The sequence below is a fragment of the Streptomyces sp. B1I3 genome (genome assembly GCF_030816615.1).
Lineage (GTDB): Bacteria > Actinomycetota > Actinomycetes > Streptomycetales > Streptomycetaceae > Streptomyces.
In genome coordinates, this window is sequence record NZ_JAUSYD010000001.1 from 87,437 (window position 1) to 103,009 (window position 15,573).

The following is a 15,573-nucleotide window of genomic DNA, read 5'->3' on the forward strand; positions in this document are numbered from 1 at the left end:
ATGCGAGCGTGCACGTGTCTGATCCCGTCGCGCCACGGCTCGCCGTCGAGCGCGGGGTGTGGCCGGCAACCATCCGCCGCAATGGAGCACCGCACCTGGTGCCGGTCTGGTTCGTGTTCGATCGGTCCGAGGCGACCTGGTGGATCTCCACCGGTGCGGCATCGACCAAGGCCCGCAACATTGCCGAGTGGCCGCAGGCGTCCCTCGCACTGGAGGACGGCGGATCCCGCTCGTCGCCGAAGGCACCGCTCGTCTCCACCGGGCCCCGTTCCGCACGCCGATCGTCGACGCGTTCGCCACCAAGTACGAGGGCTGGGACATCACCGAGCCCTACGCCCGGCGACGTCCGCGTCCTCGTCGAGGTGACCACCACCCGGTGGCTCCTCGGCGGAAGCTGAGCCGCCCACGAGAAAAATCCATGAAGACTGTCCCGTTCGGAACCACCGACACTGAGGTCCCCAATGTCGTCGCGGGCATGATGCGCATCGCGGGCGACAGCGACGAGCAGATCCGTGCTCGGTACACCAGGTGGCAGAATTGCGCCCGGGCGTCCGCCGGTGCGAGCCGGGCCACCAGGTCCTGAACGTACTGTCGCAGTGTCGGCCCACGGCATCCGGAGGCCGTCAGGCCGCGACGAGTTCGCCCGCGAGGAACTCCTCCACGAATTTCCGTGCTCGACGGTCGAAATCGGTGTACTGCGCCTCCCGCTCGGCGCCGGCGACCGCTTCGCCGACCAGCAGATTGCCCTCGGCGTCGATGCGCTGCGGTCGCTCCTCCGCGTCCAGGAGCAGGCCTACGGTGGAGCGGGAGAAGCCGCAGTAGTAGGCGATGCCGTCGCTCAGGTTGGCCTCGAGGACGGTCTGCATCGACTCCGCGACGGGGTCGTCGGTGGTGGCGCCGGCCAGGGCCAGCCACAGCATGCGCTTGCCCGCCAGGCGGGGCTTGCTGCGGCCGTAGGCGAACCCGTAGTTCCATACGCGGTCGATCCATCCCTTGAGGACGGCGGGCACGCTCTGCCAGTACACCGGGAAGACGGCGACGACGACATCGGCGTCGAGGATCCGCCGCATGTGGGCGTGCGTCTCGTCCGAGTACGGCTTCTCCCGGTTGCCCCAGTCCGGCTGGTCCTCCACGTTCATCCGCGGGTCGAACCCCTCGGCGTGCAGGTCCAGCAGGTCGATGCGGTATCCGGCGGCCTCGAGTTGGGCAGCCGCGCGGCGGGCGGTGTGGGCGGTGAGGGAATCGCGGCGGTGGTGCGCGACGACCACGAGGGCTGTTCTGGTGTCACTGCTGTGCTGCGGCACGGTGTCTCCCGAGAGCTCGGTCTGTGCGGTGGGTCCAGTACAACCGCTGCACCGTAGATGATCCATGGGAGAAACTCTCCAGAGCATAGGAGATCGTCTACGATTGCGCTGTGGATCCTCTGAGTTCACTGCTGAGCGGCATCCGGGCCGAGGGCTCGGTCGTCAGCCACGCCGTCCTGACGGCGCCCTGGAGTATCACCTTCGCCGACGCCGCTCCGCTCTCCATGGTCAGCGTGCTGCGCGGTGGCGGCACGCTGCTGCTGTCCGACGGCACCAGTCGGGCGATCAACGCGGGCGACACGGCCATCGTCCAGGGCCCGGCACGGTTCCGCCTCGCGGACGAGCCTGCCACTGTCCACCGCCCCCACACCGCGTACGAGATCAACTGCTTCACCGCGGACGCAGTGTGCACCGGCCAGGAACTCGACGGCATCCATTGGGGCACCGGCCCGGAGGGAGCGACCGCGCTGATCGTGGGCGCCTACCGCGCCTCGGGGCACCGCCACGAACGGCTCCTGCGCGCCCTGCCACCCGTCCTGGTCGTCACCGAAGACGCCGAGGTCTGCGCCTGGCTGGAGAACTCCGCCGCCGACGCCGCCCGGCTCTCCGCCGGTTCGCAGGCGCTGATGGACCGGCTCCTCGACTGGGCCCTGGTTTGCACGCTGCGCACCTGGTTCGACCGAGCGGGCGCCGACGCGCCCGGCTGGTACCGCGGCCTCGCCGATCCGGTCCTGGCCCCCGCCCTGCACGCCTTCCACGGGCGGCCCGCCGAGAGCTGGACCGTCGCGTCGCTGGCCGCTCAAGCCGGCGTCTCCCGGGCACTGTTCGCCCGGCGCTTCACCGAGCTGATGGGCCGTCCGCCCCTCACCTACCTCACCGAGTGCCGCATGGACGACGCCGAGGCACTCCTGGCCGACACCGACCTCAGCATCGCCCAGATCGCCAAGACCGTCGGCTACGCCGACGCGTTCGGCTTCAGCGCCGCCTTCAAACGTCACAAGGGCCTCAGCCCCAGCACGTTCCGCACCACGGCGGCGTGAGTCACGGCACGCGGCCGCAAAGACACGGGCCCACGCTCCGGACCGCAGCACGACACCGAGACGTCGTGACGGAGCTCGGCCGTCGACGAGCCGGTGCAGCAGGGCGGCCGGCACGCGCCTCTGTCATCTCAGGAGGAAGCGGACGCGGAGTGGTAGCTGTCCAGGTGCGTTCATCAGGGCGGCCGTCGCTGTTCTGCCCGCCGGGGCGGCTACCTGCGCCAGGAGGCCGGCAGGCGGTTCGTTCAGGTTCAGCGCGTGGGCGGTGATCGTGACGGGGGACTGCGGATTTCGTGGTCGGTGGGCCTCGGGCCGGTCGCCGCATAAACGAGGTGGCCGTGGCAGATGCCCAGGGCAGTGCAGTAGGCCAGGAGTTGGTGGAGGTGGTCCACTGGCGGAGCCGTGACCCTGACTCGGTCGAGGACCGCGGCGAAACGTGGACTGCCGGCCGCCTGTCCCGGCGTCACCACGAACGGGAGCGGGCGGCACGATCCGTTGGCCGGTCGGCCGGCCCCGCACCCGCCCCGGGTCCGTCGCCGCCGACAAGGCGTACTCCTCGCGCTCGAACCGCTCCAACCTGCGTAAACGCCGGATCCAGGCGGTGATCCCGGAGAAGAAGAACCAGGCCGCCAACCGCAAGAAGCGAGGCTCGAAGGGCGGCCGCCTCTCTCCCACGACGCCGAGCTTTACAAGGAGAGGAGCACCGTCGAGCGCGGCATCAACAAGATCAAGGAATGGCGAGGGCCGGCCACCCGCTACGACAAGACACCCACCAGCTACCTCGCTGGATTCCCCCTACGTACATGGATCGACCATCTGGCTCCGGAGTCTCCGCGCCACCACATGATCCGACCTACTAAGGCCAAATTTTGCTTAAAAGGTCTCTTTTGAGCTATTGGATCATTGTGTGCAGTATGGGGCGGTGTGTTCGTGCGTAGGTTGTGGGTGTCGGCCGTGGAGCATCTGCGGCCACGCACTTCGAGAGGTTTCCTCATGCGCTTCACGCGCACGACTGCTCTTCCCCGGACTTTCCTGGTCTCCATGATCGCTGTGGCCGGTCTCACCGCTACTCCTGCCCTGGCTTCGGCGGCGGCCGGTGCCGAGACAGGCAGCGTCCGGGCTGTTGGCGGCTTCGGTCTCCTGGGTCTTCCTGGGAGTAACGGGGCCAACGGTGTGGGCACCAGTGGTGGGATCGGTGGCCTGGGCGGTACCGGTGGTGCGGCCGGCGCGAACGGCAACGGCGGTACCGGCGGCGCGGGCGGTGATGCGAGCGGCTCTGCCAGTGTCGGCGGCGCGGGTGGTGCCGGTGGCGCGGGTGGTGCCAACGGCAACGGTGGTAACGGCGGCTCCGGCGGAACCGCCGCCCTCGGTGGCAAGGGCGGCAAGGGCGGCGTGGGCGGCGTCGGCGACGCAGGTGCCGGTATCGCCGGCGGCAAGGGCGGCAACGGCGGGGCATCCACGGTCGGTGGCGGATTCACCGGCGGCAAGGGCGGTGCGGGAGGCGCGGCCAGCCCGGTCTGTCCCGGCCAGCCCGGCGGCAACGGCACCCCTGCCACCGCCACCGCGAACGGCACCACCGGTGCCACCGGCGCCGCAGGGATGTCCACCCTTCCCTGCTGAACCGACCCCTGCCAGGATCACCGAGCCAGCTCCGTAGGACAACACCCGTCCCTCGGTGCTGTCCCGCCCCTGCGGACGCTGTGGGGGTGGGACGGGGCGGTTGCCGGCCCCTGACGGTCCCGGCCCGGGGGCTTGCCCGCCCGCTCGGCATGCCTGACAAAAAGATGCCTGGGTGCCGCGAAGTTTCGTCTCCCAGGGCCAGGATGGCGGCCGTTCCCCGCAAGGGCCAGCCCGGCCCTGGTTCCCCTGGCTCGGCAACACGCCAGGGGAACCGCACCCACCGTCAGAGAAGTCTGCCCCGCTCACGGACTTGCCGGGCCTACGGGGAGCGGGAATACCCGTCCCACGAGAAACAGTCCGCGATTTCGCCGACTGCCTGTCGGCATGCGGCACGGGAAACGGTTCGGGGAAAGGATATTCCCCACTCGGTTCCGCACCGGCCTGCTGCAGTGACCCGCACCGACCCACGCTTCACCTGAGCCTGAGGAATCCCCGTCATGAACAGAAATCAGACCACCACCCTGCTCGCCCTGCCCACGTTCTTCGTCGGCGCGGCACTCTTCCTCGGTTCTCCCGCCGGTGCCTCCACCCTCGCCTGCACCGCCGGTACCGCGGGCGTCGCCGGTGCCAACGGCAACTCCTCCCATCCCAGCGGCTTTCCCGGCACCGCGGGCGGACCCGCGACCGGAACCGGGGACTGCGCCGGCGGTGCCGGGGGTCCCGGCGGCAACGGTGTCCTGGGTGGGGTCGGCGGAGCGGGCGGTAACGGCGGTGCCGGCCTCGGCGGCGGCTCCGGCGGAGCGGGTGCTCTCGGCGGCGACGCCGGCCCCAACGGCGCCGCGGGTGGCAACGGCGGCACCGGTGCGGTCGGCGGCCTGACCGGTGCCGGCGGCTCCGGCGGAGCAGGCGGAGTTGGCACCCATGGGGGCGCGGGTGGCATTGGCGGCTCCGGCGGCAACGCCGGTGCCAACGCCGGCGTAGGTGGCCGCGGCGGCACCGGCGGCACCGGGGGATCCGACGGTGGTGCGGGCGGCAACGCGGGCCACGGCGGCATCGGCCACGGCGGTGGCGCGGGCGGTAACGGTGGTGGTGGCGGCATCAACAGTTCCGGTAGCGGCGGCAAGGGCGGTAGGGCCGGAAACGGCGGCAACGGCAGCTCCGGCGGCGCTTACCCGGGCGGTGCCGCAGGCATCGGCGGGGCGGGAGGCCTGAGCTCCGGAGGCATCCTCAATACCGGCGGCAACGGCGGCGCCGGGGGCAACGGCGGCGCCAAGTCGGGTGCCAGTGCCGATGGCGCTTGCGGTATCGGCGGCGCCGGCGGCAACGCCACCGGGGGCGTCCTCTTCGACGGCGGCGCCGGCGGGACCGGCGGGACCTTCGGCTCCGGCAGCCCCTGCGCGAACGGGGCCAACGGAACACCGTGACCTGCCATGATCAGCATCCCCCGCGATCCTTCGTAAGGACATCTGGTGCGGTCGCGGGATGTGATGGCCGCACACTGACCTCTCGTCATTGAGAGTCGGTGAGCTGTATGACACCGCTGGCCTCGGGGACGGGACGCCCTCGAGGCCCGGCTGTCCAGGTCGCTCGATGTGTCGATCACGAGCGTGGTCGACACGTGCGGGCCTTGAAGACGGCGTCGCGCCGCTGCCTCCCCTGGGCGGGCACCCGGGCCGACAGGCAGATCCTGGAGCTCGACAAGTTCAGGGCCCTGGTCAGTGACGATGCCTCTGCCAAGTTCAGCGTGTCGAGCTGAGGTCACGTCAGCAATCCGTGCCCACCGTCGCGACGCGGGGAAAACCGCGAGGCATGAAGCGAGTCCCATCGAGTCGCCAGGTCGCTTTGTCCGAGCGGTCGTTGACCCTGATTCCCTTGGGCCCGTACGCGAGCGCTGCGGACTTCACCATGCCCTGCACCGCCGCTTGCTCGCGGTGTAGGCGGCGCCGTTCGGCCGCGCCTGTTCGGCCGCGCCGACGCGATCGTGGGTGATCTGGCTGCTCTCGTCAGCAGTGCCCGGCGCCAGAACCAGAGCGTCTACTGCTGGGTCGCGTAGGAGCTCATGTTCGGAGCCAGATGACGACAGGCCGTTCTGGAGGCCCGCCTAGCCCGCCGCGAATGCCGCCAGGAAGGCCGGCCCGCGAACCGGCGGGTGCCCGAGCCGGTCGTCCTCACGCAGCACGCCACGATGGTCGCCTCGTGGCCCGGCTTGCCGGGCAAGGGCTTCGATCACGTCGTTGGCTTCGTTGATGTCCAGGAACAGCGGAGTCAGTTGGTGATCATTCGGTCCGTGAATGTCGAGCAGGAGTGACGGCGTTCTCGCGGGGCGGCGAGAAAAGGGAAGGCGGAAGCCAACTGGCCGTTGACAGGATGTCCGGGCTGAACCCCCGAGGGGAAAGGACCCCACGACCGTGACTCGTGCCATCACTTTGATCCGCTCCACCGCCCTGTCCGACGTCGCCGAGTACGCCTACGCGGCCACGGCGCCTGCCGGGTCACGCCTGATCTTCCTTGCAGGGGCGTGTCCGCTGAACGACGACGGCTCCACAGCAGCGATCGGGGACTACGCGGGCCAAGCGGCGAAGGCCATCGAGAACATGCAGGCCGCTCTCACTGCCTCAGGCGCGTCACTCCAGGACGTCATCAGCACACGGGTTCTCGTCGCATCGGCCCGGCGGGAGGACCTGGTGTCCGCCTGGCAGGTAGTCCGCGACTCGTTCGCTGACCATGACGTCCCCAGCACCTTGATGGGCGTCACCGTGCTCGGTTACAAGGACCAACTCGTCGAGATCGAGGCTGTCGCCGCCGTGCTCGATTGAGACATCTTCCAAGGACACCACAAACGCGGGATGGCCAGGCGTCCGCCAGGACGGCTGGCCATCGAGTAGCGCAGGCTGCGGTCAGCCGGCCTTTGCAGAATCCTCGGCTCGGGCTCGGGTGCCGGCGAGGCGGTAGACACCTCACGTGTCTACCGCGTCAAGTCGTTGGGTTGGGCTCTTCGAACACGGCGCGGTCGTAGAGCCGGTGGTGCCACTCGCTGGCGTCCGGGGCGCGGCTTCGTCGTGAGGACCGGGTTGGGGCCGGTCTCGGCCCCGGCCCCGGGAGGATCGACGACGGAGGTCGTCGTGGCGAGAACGAGCAGCCGGCCCGGCGCCGGGGCGGCGACGTCGTGGGCGGACCGGCCTGTTTCACGAGGAAAGGTGCGTTCACGCCGACGTGGCGGGGAGCGCGGCGAGGAACTCGCGTACGTGGCGGAGCCATGTCGCCCGGTCTGCTGGGCTCAGGATGTGGGCGGCGCCGGGCAGTTCGATCAGCTGGGCACCCGGGATGCCGGCCGCCAGACGGTACGAGCTCTCGGGCAGCACCAGTCGGTCGCCGGTCGGCGCCACCACCAGGGTGGGGGCGGACACCTTCGCCAGGTCGGCCCGAACGTCCACGCGGGACACCAGGTCGAAGTGGTCCAGCATGCCCGGCGGCATCGCGGTCAGGGTGTGGGCGACCGGGTCGTCGAGGGCGGCCGGCTCGAGATCCGCCAGGTCCACCGGGGACATGCAGGACAGGAGGGCGAACCTTGCCACGTCCTCCCACTGACCCGCGGACGCCAGGGATTTGATCAGCTGGGCGGCGAGCGCCAGGACGGGGTCGGCGGCAGGAAAGCCGGCGGTGAGGACGAGGGCCCGGACACGGTCGGGGTGCCGCGTGGCGATCCGGACGGCCACGGCGCTGCCGAGGGACTCGCCGAGGACGGCGAACGTGTCCTGATCGGCCGCGACAGCGGCCGCGACCAGGCGGTCGGCGAGGTCGTCCAGGTCCAGAGGTTCGATGGCTACGGCAGAGCCACCGGCCCCGGGGTAGTGCGGGCCGACGAGGGTGTGGTCCTGGGCGAGGTCGTCGAGGACGAGGCCGAAGTTCCCCTCGATGCCGCCGCCGGCGCCGTGCGCGAGCAGAAGTGCGGGGCCGCGCCCGCGCACGAGAACGTCGAGGCCAGAGGTGGGAAGCGCGTGATCAGTGGTCATGGCACCGACGTTAAACTCCGACATCAGTGTCAGAGTCAAGTCGCGGCATGGGTAAAGGGAGCAGGAATGAGGCGAGCGGCATGCGCATGAAGGAGATGGTGTGGCGTACCGGGGTCCATGAGCGGCTGCTGCGCTACTACGAACAGCAAGGACTCCTGACGCCCGACAGGCTGCCCAGCGGCTACCGCACCTACGGCGAGTCGGACGTCGAGACAGTGCGCCGCATTCGCTGTCTGCTGGCGGCAGGCCTTCCGACCGCGCTGATCGCCCAGGTCCTGCCGTGCATCCGGGCGGACGGCGAGCATCTCGTGCCCACCTGCCCGGAACTGCTCGCCCAACTGCGCCAGGAGGGCGAGCGAATCACCCGCGCCATCGAAGATCTACAGGCGTCACGCGCGATCCTCGACGCCATTATCACCGCCGCGCCCTCAGAGGGCGCAGCAACACTGAGGCCGCCTCAGCCAGCGGCTGCCGAGGCAAGTTGATCGGTTCCATCGAAGACGGCGGCAACGGCGTGCCCGCGGGGGTCCTGTACGGCGAAGAGGTACGCGAAAGCGAGCTCGACCTCCGCGATCTGGCTGAGGCGCATTGACAGCGAGCGCATGCCGGTGACCCGGGCCAGCTGGTCAGGGGCGGTGATCCGGGGCGGGAGAGCACCGACAGCGGCTACGAACAGTGCGTCGACGGCGCCGAGGACGAGCGCCACCGTGACCAGGACCCATAAGGCCGGAGCCGTCAGTGCGATCCCGGCGGCCACTGCCAGGATGAGGAGGCAGCGCAGCGTTTCAGTGAAGATCCGACTGGATCTGGGTCAGTCGATGCCTTCGACGATGCGGAAGTCGCGCTCGACGCCGTCGGAGAGAGCGACCAGCGCCTCCTGGTAGGCCGCACTCTCGTGCGCCGCGACGGCCTGCTCGAAGCTGTCGAACTCGATCAGGACGGTGCGCTCGGCGATTCCGGCGTCATGCGCCATGACCCGACTGCCACGGGTGAGGATCCGACCGCCCCCGGCCTTGACGGCCGGACCGGCCAGCTTGTTGTAAGCAGCCAGCTTCTCGGAGTCTGACATGGTGCGGTAGGCGCTGACCCAGTAGCCCTTGGGCATGGAACCTCCAGTGTTGTTGCGATGGGTGCATCTGACTTACGGGTTGGTCTCGGACGAGCGTCGGCGGGCGAGAGCGAGGCTTGTCAGCGTCGTGATCGCCATGGCGCCGATGCCGACCAGCGCCGCGGTGGTGTAGGCGCTGTCGTCGGGGAAGAGGTGGCCGGGGCCGGTGCCCGCGGCGAGGATCAGGCCGCCGATGGCGCTGCCCAGGGAGTACCCGACGCTGCGGACGACGTAGTTGAAGCTCATGGCGCTCGACGTCTCGCTCTTGGGGGTGACGGCCAGGATGACGCCGGGCATCGCGGCCGAGAAGCCGCCGACGCCGAAGCCGAGCACGCCCATCGCCGCGAACAGTTCGGCCAGGTCCGACCGGGCCGCCGCGAACAGGGCGAACCCGCCGCCGACCACGACGGCGCTGCCGGCCAGGAGCAGAGGGTCGGCGATCCGCGTCCGGACCCGCGGCGTGAGCTTGCCGGCGACGAACCCCAGCACCGAGAACGGGATGAGGACCAGCCCGGCGACGAAGGTCGTCAGCCCGAAGCCGTAGCCGGCGCCGTGCGGCGTCTGCGCGTACCGGGTGATGAGCGTGAGCAGGAGGTACATGCCGATCCCGCCGACGAACATGGCGAGGTTCGCCCCGGCGACCGCCGGGTGCCGCACCGCCCGCACATCGACCAGGGGCGTCGTGCTGCGCAGCTCGATGACGGCCCAGACGCAGAGCAGCACCACCGCGACGACGGTGAGGCCCGCCGCCACGGCGAGGTGCCGGCTCCACAGATTCCGTTCGCCGGCGAGGAACAGCACCAGGAGTAGCCCAGCGGCCAGGACGACCGCGCCTGCCACGTCCACGTGGGCGGAGCGGCCTTCGGGGGCTTCGGGCATGAAGCGCCACGCGGTCAGGAGGGCGGCGGCGGTGACGACCAGGCCGAGGCCGTAGGCGGCCCGTACCCCGCCGAGCTCGGCGAGCAGTGCGGCCAGCGGGTAGCCGACGCCGGCCCCGATGATAGAGACCACCGAGATCAGGGCGATCACGGCCGCGCTGCGCTCCTCGGGGAGGTGGTCCCGGGCCACGCCCATCATCAGCGCCGTCAGCCCGAGCCCGACGCCCTGGGCCGCCCTGCCGGCCAGCAGCCACGCGAACGGCAGCGGCAGCACGGTGAGCGCGCTGCCGGCGACGACGATCGCCAGCGTGGCGAGGATCGTGGCCCGCCGGTGCGGGCCGGCTCCGAGCCGGCCCAGAACCGGCGTGGCGACGGCGCCGCTGAGCAGCGCGACGGTCAGCGTCCACTGCGCGCTGCCGAGCGAGACGTGGAACGAGGTCGCCACGCTGGTGATGAGCGGCGTCCCGAGGCTGGCGACCGCCGCCACGACCAGAGCGATGAACATCAGGGCGGGGACCAGCACCCGCGCCTCGGAACGCGCCACCGGGAACGCCTTCACCGCGACCCCGCCGACCGGCTGCCCGGTCACCGCTTCGGCCCTTCGCGGTCCTGGCTTTCGAGCTCCGCCAGATGCTTCAGCGCCGGAAGGGCCGCCATCAGCGCCTCGACCTCGTCGCCGGTGAGCTCGCCGATCAACCGCTCGAACGCGTGGACGCCCGCCTGGCGCCGCGTCCGGACATAGGAGGCCCCGGCCTCGGTCAGGCACACCAGCGTGACCCGCTTGTCGGACGCGTCGCCCCGTCGCTCGACCAGGCCGGACTCCTCCATGACCCGGACCAGGGCGGTCATCGCGGGCTGGGTGACGCGCTCGACCGCGGCCAGATCGGTGATGCGCCGCGGGCCGGTCCGGTCCAGGGTGGCCAGGGTGGCGGCGGACGTCAGGCTCATGTCCCGGGGCAGGCGTCTCGCGGCCCTGGTGGCCAGGCCGTAGAGGGCTGCCCCGATGGCGGCGGACGCGCCAGGAGCGGTGTCTTGACGACTCATGCTCGAAGCATAGCATTTTTATATTCATAGTTTATGGAAATGTCGACTGTCGCGGGCGGCCTCGATCCGCCCTCTCGCGCGGGGCGCCCCGGCGCCGGGTGCGAGGCGGACGCCCTTCGACTTCACCTACAGCGCTGGCTGACCCAACGGATCGCCACCATTGAGGTGCCCCGAACACCACCGGCGTCTCCGGTACTTCGCTACCTGGCATCGGATTCGCCGACTACGGGCCACTGCGGAGAAGGGGCCGCTGGGACGCTCTCAGACGCACCAGGCCGCATCGTGCCGCACTCGTTCTCGTCTATGCCCAGCCCGTCAGCCGCATCGTTCGCCTCACCCTCGACGACATCACCGACGACGGAGTCACTGTCACTGCCCGGCTGGTTGATCCGCCTTCCCCGCTCCCGAGCCCGTTGCCGACCTGATGCGGGCATACATCCTGTCCAGCCAGCATCTGCCCTACGCAACAGCAGAAGCTCTCACCGGCTCTTCCCCGGCCGCCAGCCCGGACAGCCGATGAACCCGGTCAGCCTCCAAGTCCATCTGCGTGAGATCGGCGTCCCGCCGCAGCGTGGCAGGACCTCCGCGATCCGCGGGTGGTGCGTGCGTCTGGTCCCCTTCGTCGCGGCTGCCGTATCGGCTCGTCACTCGTTGAGGTGACCATTCCGGTGGGTCCCGGAGGATTCCGCCCCGGACACCCCAAGATCACCTCGTGTGTCCGGGGCGGTCCCGGACCCGGACGATTGGGGAACCTTCGATGATGCGGTCCTTGCGGATGGCGGCTGTGGCCATGGGCGCCGTGGCGATGCTGGGCAGTTCAGCAGTGGCGCAGGCCGCCGACACCCCGCCGGCAGGCACGATCACGTACGCCTATACGTCCGGCACGCCCAGCCCGAAGGACATCGTCATGAACTGGCGAGGCACCTGCACGAACCCCGGACAAGAGCTCCACTTCGTTGCTCAGGGGACGAACTGGGGCGGGAGCGACGACAACGTCAAGTGCCAGGTCGACGGTACCTACTGGGCGTCCATCATGATCTACGACTACGACGACCGGGGCATGAAGTACGGGCAGAGCTTCGACTACCAGGCGATGCTGATGAGCATGAATGAGCCCTTCGTGGCCAGCACCTCCACGGGCACGGCCACACTGTAGCTAGGGTCAGACCACTCCCAACGGTTCGCCCGGGGAACCGGGAACTCAGGGCATTCACGGAGCGGTTGATCAGGGCCGCACAGACTGCATGGTCAGCGACCTCTCAGAACCATCTCGCAGAGAGCGGCGGTACTTGCTCAATTGCGCCTCCCCGGCCGCTGCCGGGGAGGCGTTGCGCTTTTGGGCTGCAGAAACAGGCGCACTGGGTAGCCGGCCGTCCGAGGAAGGTGCCACCGCCGGAGCGCCCGTCAGCTGCCCGCCGAGTGAGGCCGGGCCCAAGGACATACCCGGCGTCGACGGAATTGTCATTTCTCCCCCTGTCCGGCTGGATGACAACCGAAGGTGTTGTCCGCGTCGTTCGGATCGCTGATGGGCATGAACAGAGCTTGTCTGGACGGGTCGTGGCGTGGCCGCCGTTCTGCCTGTCGTCGCGGTAGCCCGTTTCTGCGGTTGCTCGACGTGTGGCCTCGCAGGCGATGGCGTGCCAGGCCGCACGTCGGGTCGGCGTGACAGGTCCCGGCACGCCGATGACCAGTCGCCGTAATGCGGCTGTGGAGGCCCTTCGGCGGGTTATCGGGTCCTGAAGCGGCGGAAGAGGTTGCGGGCTACATACACGCCCGGGCCGCCGAAGCCGACGATGTCGACGCGTCCGTCGCCGGTGATGTCGGCGAGGAAGCGGGGGTGACTGTCGACCCGCCAGGCGCCTACGTCGTCGTTGTAGCCGAAGCCGCGGCACACCAGCTGGGCCTGTGCGAACTGTCCGTCGCCGCGGTTGTGCGACACCCAGACCCCTTCGTCACCGAAGCCGACGATGTCCGGGTTGCCGTCGCCGGTGACGTCGGCGAGGTACCGCAGGTGCTTCTTGCTCGTCCACTTCTGGGCGTGCCCGAAGTCGTTCAGGACGAGCTTGGAGGGCTCGAACGTGCCATCCCCGCGCCCTCGTGCGACAGTCACGCCCTGCGGGCCGAACCCGACGACGTCCAGCGCCCCGCCATCGGTGGTACTGGCCAGGAACCGGGGGTATTCCTCTACGGAGGTCCACCCCTGGTCGGTTCCGAAGTCATCGAGGATGTACAGAGGGTCGGCGAACTTTCCGTCCTCGTCCTGGAGTGAGATCCAGAGGCCGTCGTCGTGGAAGCCGACGATGTCGGCGCGGCCGTCGCCGGTGGTGTCGGCGAGGAAGCGGGGATGCTTGTCGGCCAGCCACCCGCCGGCCTCCTCGCCGTGGCCGAACGCCTTGAGTGTCGGCTCGCCGATCACGGGCGCGAACGTCCCGTCCTCGTCCTGGAGTGAGATCCAGAGGCCGTCGTCGTGGAAGCCGACGATATCGGCGCGGCCGTCGCCGGTAGTGTCGGCGAGGAAGCGGGGATGCTCATCGGCCAGCCACCCGCCGGCCTCCTCGCCATGTCCGAACGCCTTGAGTGTCGGCTCGCCGATCACGGGCGCGAACGTTCCGTCATCGTCTTGGGGGGACACCCGGACGCCGTCGGCGCAGAGCACGACGGCGTCGGGCTTGCCGTCGCCCGTCGTGTCCACCAGGGTCCACAGGTCCTTGGGGCTCGGGGAGGGTGCGGGCGGGTGCAGGACGCGCTCGTCGTCGCCGAAGGTGCCGTCACCCTGGCTGGACGAGGTCACAACCCCCTTCGCGGGTTTGAGCCCGACGATGTCCGCTTGGCCTGCGCCGGTGGTGTCGGCGAGCAGCCGGTCACCGAGCCCGGCCCACCAGCCCGGTTGCCCGCCGGGGAAGCGGCCGGCTCCCACGCTCTTCCATCCGCCGGCATCCTGCTCGCTCCCGAACCGCTTCAGGACCAGCAGCATGTCGCTGAAGGAGGGCGTCGCACCGGGGGCCGGCCGCAGCGCGGCCGAGCTGACCAGCCGCCAGGACCGGCGGCCGTTCCAGTGGCTCAGCGGTGCGTAGCACAGCACGGGGTCGCTGGTGCGTTCGGGTTCGGCCGGGACGAGACGCCAGCGCTGGCTTCCCGCGCTGTCGTCGTACTCGCGCAGGACGACCCCGGTCTCGTCCTGCGCTTCAGGGTCACAGAGGTCAAGGACGGTATGGTCGGTCCCGCCCTCGATGACGTAGAGGCCCGCTTCGCCCTCGACGGGGACCAGGTGCCACTGCTGGCTCTTGCTGCCGGATGCGTCCCACTGGCGGACGGAGCTGTGCGCAGCGGCGGGGTCGTCAAGTACCTTGCCGCTGACCGCGTTGCGGATCACATACGCCTGATCGTCCTGTGCTTGCCCGCCTTGCGCGGCCTGTACGGGGGTCAGCTGCCACTGCTCCGGGCTCGGGCCGCCGTCGGGGAAGTCGCGGACGACGAGCGCCCCGTCCGTGCCCGGCGCGGCCTTGGCGCCGAGGGTCTTTCCCGTGGTGGCGTGGACGATTCGAAACTTCAGTTCTTGTGTGGGCACGGGCATAGTGGTGCCTCTTCCAGGCGGTACGGGCGTCGGCTCGGGACAGGTGTGGTGCGGCGGCGGTGGTGGCGGGTCACGTGAAGACGTGGTGGTAGGGGACGCTCCACTCGTTGGGCAGCCGCGGGTAGAAGGTGTTGATGACCGTGCCCGTGAAGTCCCCACCCCAGTTGTAGGTCAGACGCACCTCGCTGTCGGCCGCCACCGCGTGGTCCTTGAACCCGAGGATGGCGTCGGGATGGGTGATCGGCACGAAGGTGATCCCGCCCCACGGCGTCACCGTGACCACCCACAGCTGGGTGTCCTCGGGCGCCCCGTTCTTCCCGCGCCACAGGTCGCCGACCTTGTCGGGCAGGCCCACCTGGACGGTGTCGGCCGTGCTCTCGGGGGCGTCCTGGTGCACGGTGATGCGCCGGCGCTGCGGCTTCGGTGCGCCGTCGTCACCGCGCCCGGCGTCGGCGTCGTTCGCGCCGACAGGTGTGGACGGCACCTGGCCGGCGGCGCTCTCGAGGAAGTACAGCGGTCGCTGCCCGAAGAAGCCGGCAGGGGTGATGTACCAGAGGTGGCCTTGTGCTTCCTTGGTGGCCGGGTCGAGCGTGGTGGCCAGCTTGACCCCCTTGTCGTGGATCGCCTCCCCCAGCTCGGCGGGCCGCAGGAAGCCGCCGTTGAAGGCGTGGACGAGCATGACGGGGCGGTTCTCGATCAGCGCGGCCACGATCGCATTGTCGTAGCTGTTCACCGCCACCGGACCGCCGACCACCAGATTCGACATCGCCGTGCGTTCTTGGGTGTACATAGCGGAACCTCACCTTTTGTTGACGTGGAGAACAATTCGCCAGGAATTCAAGACAGTGGCCTATCACGCAGGATTACCGCAGATCGAACCGTTCTTGACCGAAACAATTCCGAAAACGAAAGATCGATCGAACCAAACACCCCTACCTGCGGCAACTCGCGGCCACAAACCCGCAGACAAGACTCCCGGTAAGTCATGAACCGAA

At 69.8% G+C, this 15,573-nt stretch carries 15 protein-coding genes and 2 pseudogenes; 9 read left to right on the plus strand and 8 right to left on the minus strand.

The annotated features are described in order from the left end of the window. Positions 1-14: 14 nt before the first annotated feature. A complete protein-coding gene (locus QFZ58_RS00495) occupies positions 15-398 on the plus strand; it encodes a pyridoxamine 5'-phosphate oxidase family protein (protein ID WP_307122872.1) in 384 nt (127 codons plus the stop codon). 20 nt (positions 399-418) lie between these two features. Beyond that, positions 419-583 carry a hypothetical protein gene (locus tag QFZ58_RS00500; RefSeq protein ID WP_307122873.1) on the plus strand — a complete coding sequence of 55 codons (165 nt, stop codon included), beginning with the start codon at positions 419-421 and terminating at the stop codon, positions 581-583. Positions 584-623: 40 nt separating this feature from the next. On the opposite strand, the gene QFZ58_RS00505 is transcribed toward QFZ58_RS00500, so the two are convergent. Beyond that, on the minus strand, positions 624-1,304 hold the full coding sequence (locus QFZ58_RS00505) for an NAD(P)H oxidoreductase (protein ID WP_307122874.1): 681 nt from the start codon (positions 1,302-1,304) through the stop codon (positions 624-626). A gap of 110 nt (positions 1,305-1,414) precedes the next feature. Here QFZ58_RS00505 and QFZ58_RS00510 point away from each other — a divergent pair, with 110 nt between their 5' ends. The 5 genes and pseudogenes from QFZ58_RS00510 to QFZ58_RS00530 all read left to right on the plus strand — a co-directional run bounded on the left by QFZ58_RS00510 (position 1,415) and on the right by QFZ58_RS00530 (position 6,777). After that, a complete protein-coding gene (locus QFZ58_RS00510) occupies positions 1,415-2,344 on the plus strand; it encodes an AraC family transcriptional regulator (RefSeq protein WP_307122875.1) in 930 nt (309 codons plus the stop codon). 487 nt (positions 2,345-2,831) lie between these two features. After that, a pseudogene (locus tag QFZ58_RS00515) lies at positions 2,832-3,232 on the plus strand (transposase); the annotation flags it as partial. A gap of 102 nt (positions 3,233-3,334) precedes the next feature. Then, positions 3,335-3,961: a hypothetical protein gene (locus tag QFZ58_RS00520; RefSeq protein ID WP_307122876.1), complete on the plus strand. Its 627-nt coding sequence runs from the start codon at positions 3,335-3,337 to the stop codon at positions 3,959-3,961. A 497-nt stretch (positions 3,962-4,458) separates the two neighbouring features. Then, on the plus strand, positions 4,459-5,385 hold the full coding sequence (locus tag QFZ58_RS00525; protein WP_307122877.1) for a hypothetical protein: 927 nt from the start codon (positions 4,459-4,461) through the stop codon (positions 5,383-5,385). Between the two features lie 984 nt (positions 5,386-6,369). Continuing rightward, on the plus strand, positions 6,370-6,777 hold the full coding sequence (locus QFZ58_RS00530) for a RidA family protein (RefSeq protein WP_307122878.1): 408 nt from the start codon (positions 6,370-6,372) through the stop codon (positions 6,775-6,777). Between the two features lie 387 nt (positions 6,778-7,164). Here QFZ58_RS00530 and QFZ58_RS00535 read toward each other — a convergent pair whose 3' ends face one another. After that, a complete protein-coding gene (locus QFZ58_RS00535) occupies positions 7,165-7,974 on the minus strand; it encodes an alpha/beta fold hydrolase (protein ID WP_307122879.1) in 810 nt (269 codons plus the stop codon). An 80-nt stretch (positions 7,975-8,054) separates the two neighbouring features. On the opposite strand from QFZ58_RS00535, the gene QFZ58_RS00540 reads away from it, so the two are divergent. Beyond that, complete coding sequence (locus QFZ58_RS00540) at positions 8,055-8,459, plus strand: MerR family transcriptional regulator (RefSeq protein ID WP_307122880.1); 405 nt, start codon at positions 8,055-8,057, stop codon at positions 8,457-8,459. A gap of 83 nt (positions 8,460-8,542) precedes the next feature. Here the strand turns inward: QFZ58_RS00540 and QFZ58_RS00545 are convergent. From QFZ58_RS00545 to QFZ58_RS00560, 4 genes and pseudogenes are all read right to left on the minus strand, one after another. Beyond that, positions 8,543-8,758: pseudogene (locus tag QFZ58_RS00545) on the minus strand (MFS transporter); the annotation flags it as partial. Between the two features lie 27 nt (positions 8,759-8,785). Further along, positions 8,786-9,079, minus strand: coding sequence for a DUF1330 domain-containing protein (locus tag QFZ58_RS00550; RefSeq protein ID WP_307122881.1), 294 nt, complete (start codon positions 9,077-9,079; stop codon positions 8,786-8,788). A gap of 36 nt (positions 9,080-9,115) precedes the next feature. Beyond that, positions 9,116-10,549 (minus strand): MFS transporter, encoded by a 1,434-nt coding sequence (locus QFZ58_RS00555; RefSeq protein WP_307122882.1) that lies wholly within the window; start codon positions 10,547-10,549, stop codon positions 9,116-9,118. Further along, positions 10,546-10,908: a MarR family winged helix-turn-helix transcriptional regulator gene (locus tag QFZ58_RS00560; RefSeq protein ID WP_307128731.1), complete on the minus strand. Its 363-nt coding sequence runs from the start codon at positions 10,906-10,908 to the stop codon at positions 10,546-10,548. The genes QFZ58_RS00555 and QFZ58_RS00560 overlap by 4 nt, the downstream gene beginning before the upstream one ends. Before the next feature lie 853 nt (positions 10,909-11,761). On the opposite strand from QFZ58_RS00560, the gene QFZ58_RS00565 reads away from it, so the two are divergent. Further along, the gene (locus QFZ58_RS00565; protein ID WP_307122883.1) at positions 11,762-12,160 is read left to right on the plus strand and encodes a hypothetical protein; all 399 of its coding nucleotides are present in this window, start codon (positions 11,762-11,764) and stop codon (positions 12,158-12,160) included. 570 nt (positions 12,161-12,730) lie between these two features. Here QFZ58_RS00565 and QFZ58_RS00570 read toward each other — a convergent pair. Continuing rightward, a complete protein-coding gene (locus tag QFZ58_RS00570; RefSeq protein ID WP_307122884.1) occupies positions 12,731-14,578 on the minus strand; it encodes an FG-GAP-like repeat-containing protein in 1,848 nt (615 codons plus the stop codon). A gap of 70 nt (positions 14,579-14,648) precedes the next feature. Then, positions 14,649-15,368: a hypothetical protein gene (locus tag QFZ58_RS00575; RefSeq protein ID WP_307122885.1), complete on the minus strand. Its 720-nt coding sequence runs from the start codon at positions 15,366-15,368 to the stop codon at positions 14,649-14,651. Positions 15,369-15,573: the final 205 nt, after the last annotated feature.

Coding starts and splice junctions, on each gene's coding strand:
- QFZ58_RS00500 (WP_307122873.1), top strand. CDS start 419: ATGAAGACTGTCCCGTTCGGAACCACCGACACTGAGGTCCCCAATGTC.
- QFZ58_RS00575 (WP_307122885.1), bottom strand. CDS start 15,368: ATGTACACCCAAGAACGCACGGCGATGTCGAATCTGGTGGTCGGCGGT.
- QFZ58_RS00570 (WP_307122884.1), bottom strand. CDS start 14,578: ATGCCCGTGCCCACACAAGAACTGAAGTTTCGAATCGTCCACGCCACC.
- QFZ58_RS00565 (WP_307122883.1), top strand. CDS start 11,762: ATGATGCGGTCCTTGCGGATGGCGGCTGTGGCCATGGGCGCCGTGGCG.
- QFZ58_RS00540 (WP_307122880.1), top strand. CDS start 8,055: ATGCGCATGAAGGAGATGGTGTGGCGTACCGGGGTCCATGAGCGGCTG.
- QFZ58_RS00560 (WP_307128731.1), bottom strand. CDS start 10,908: ATGAGCCTGACGTCCGCCGCCACCCTGGCCACCCTGGACCGGACCGGC.
- QFZ58_RS00520 (WP_307122876.1), top strand. CDS start 3,335: ATGCGCTTCACGCGCACGACTGCTCTTCCCCGGACTTTCCTGGTCTCC.
- QFZ58_RS00525 (WP_307122877.1), top strand. CDS start 4,459: ATGAACAGAAATCAGACCACCACCCTGCTCGCCCTGCCCACGTTCTTC.
- QFZ58_RS00550 (WP_307122881.1), bottom strand. CDS start 9,079: ATGCCCAAGGGCTACTGGGTCAGCGCCTACCGCACCATGTCAGACTCC.
- QFZ58_RS00535 (WP_307122879.1), bottom strand. CDS start 7,974: ATGACCACTGATCACGCGCTTCCCACCTCTGGCCTCGACGTTCTCGTG.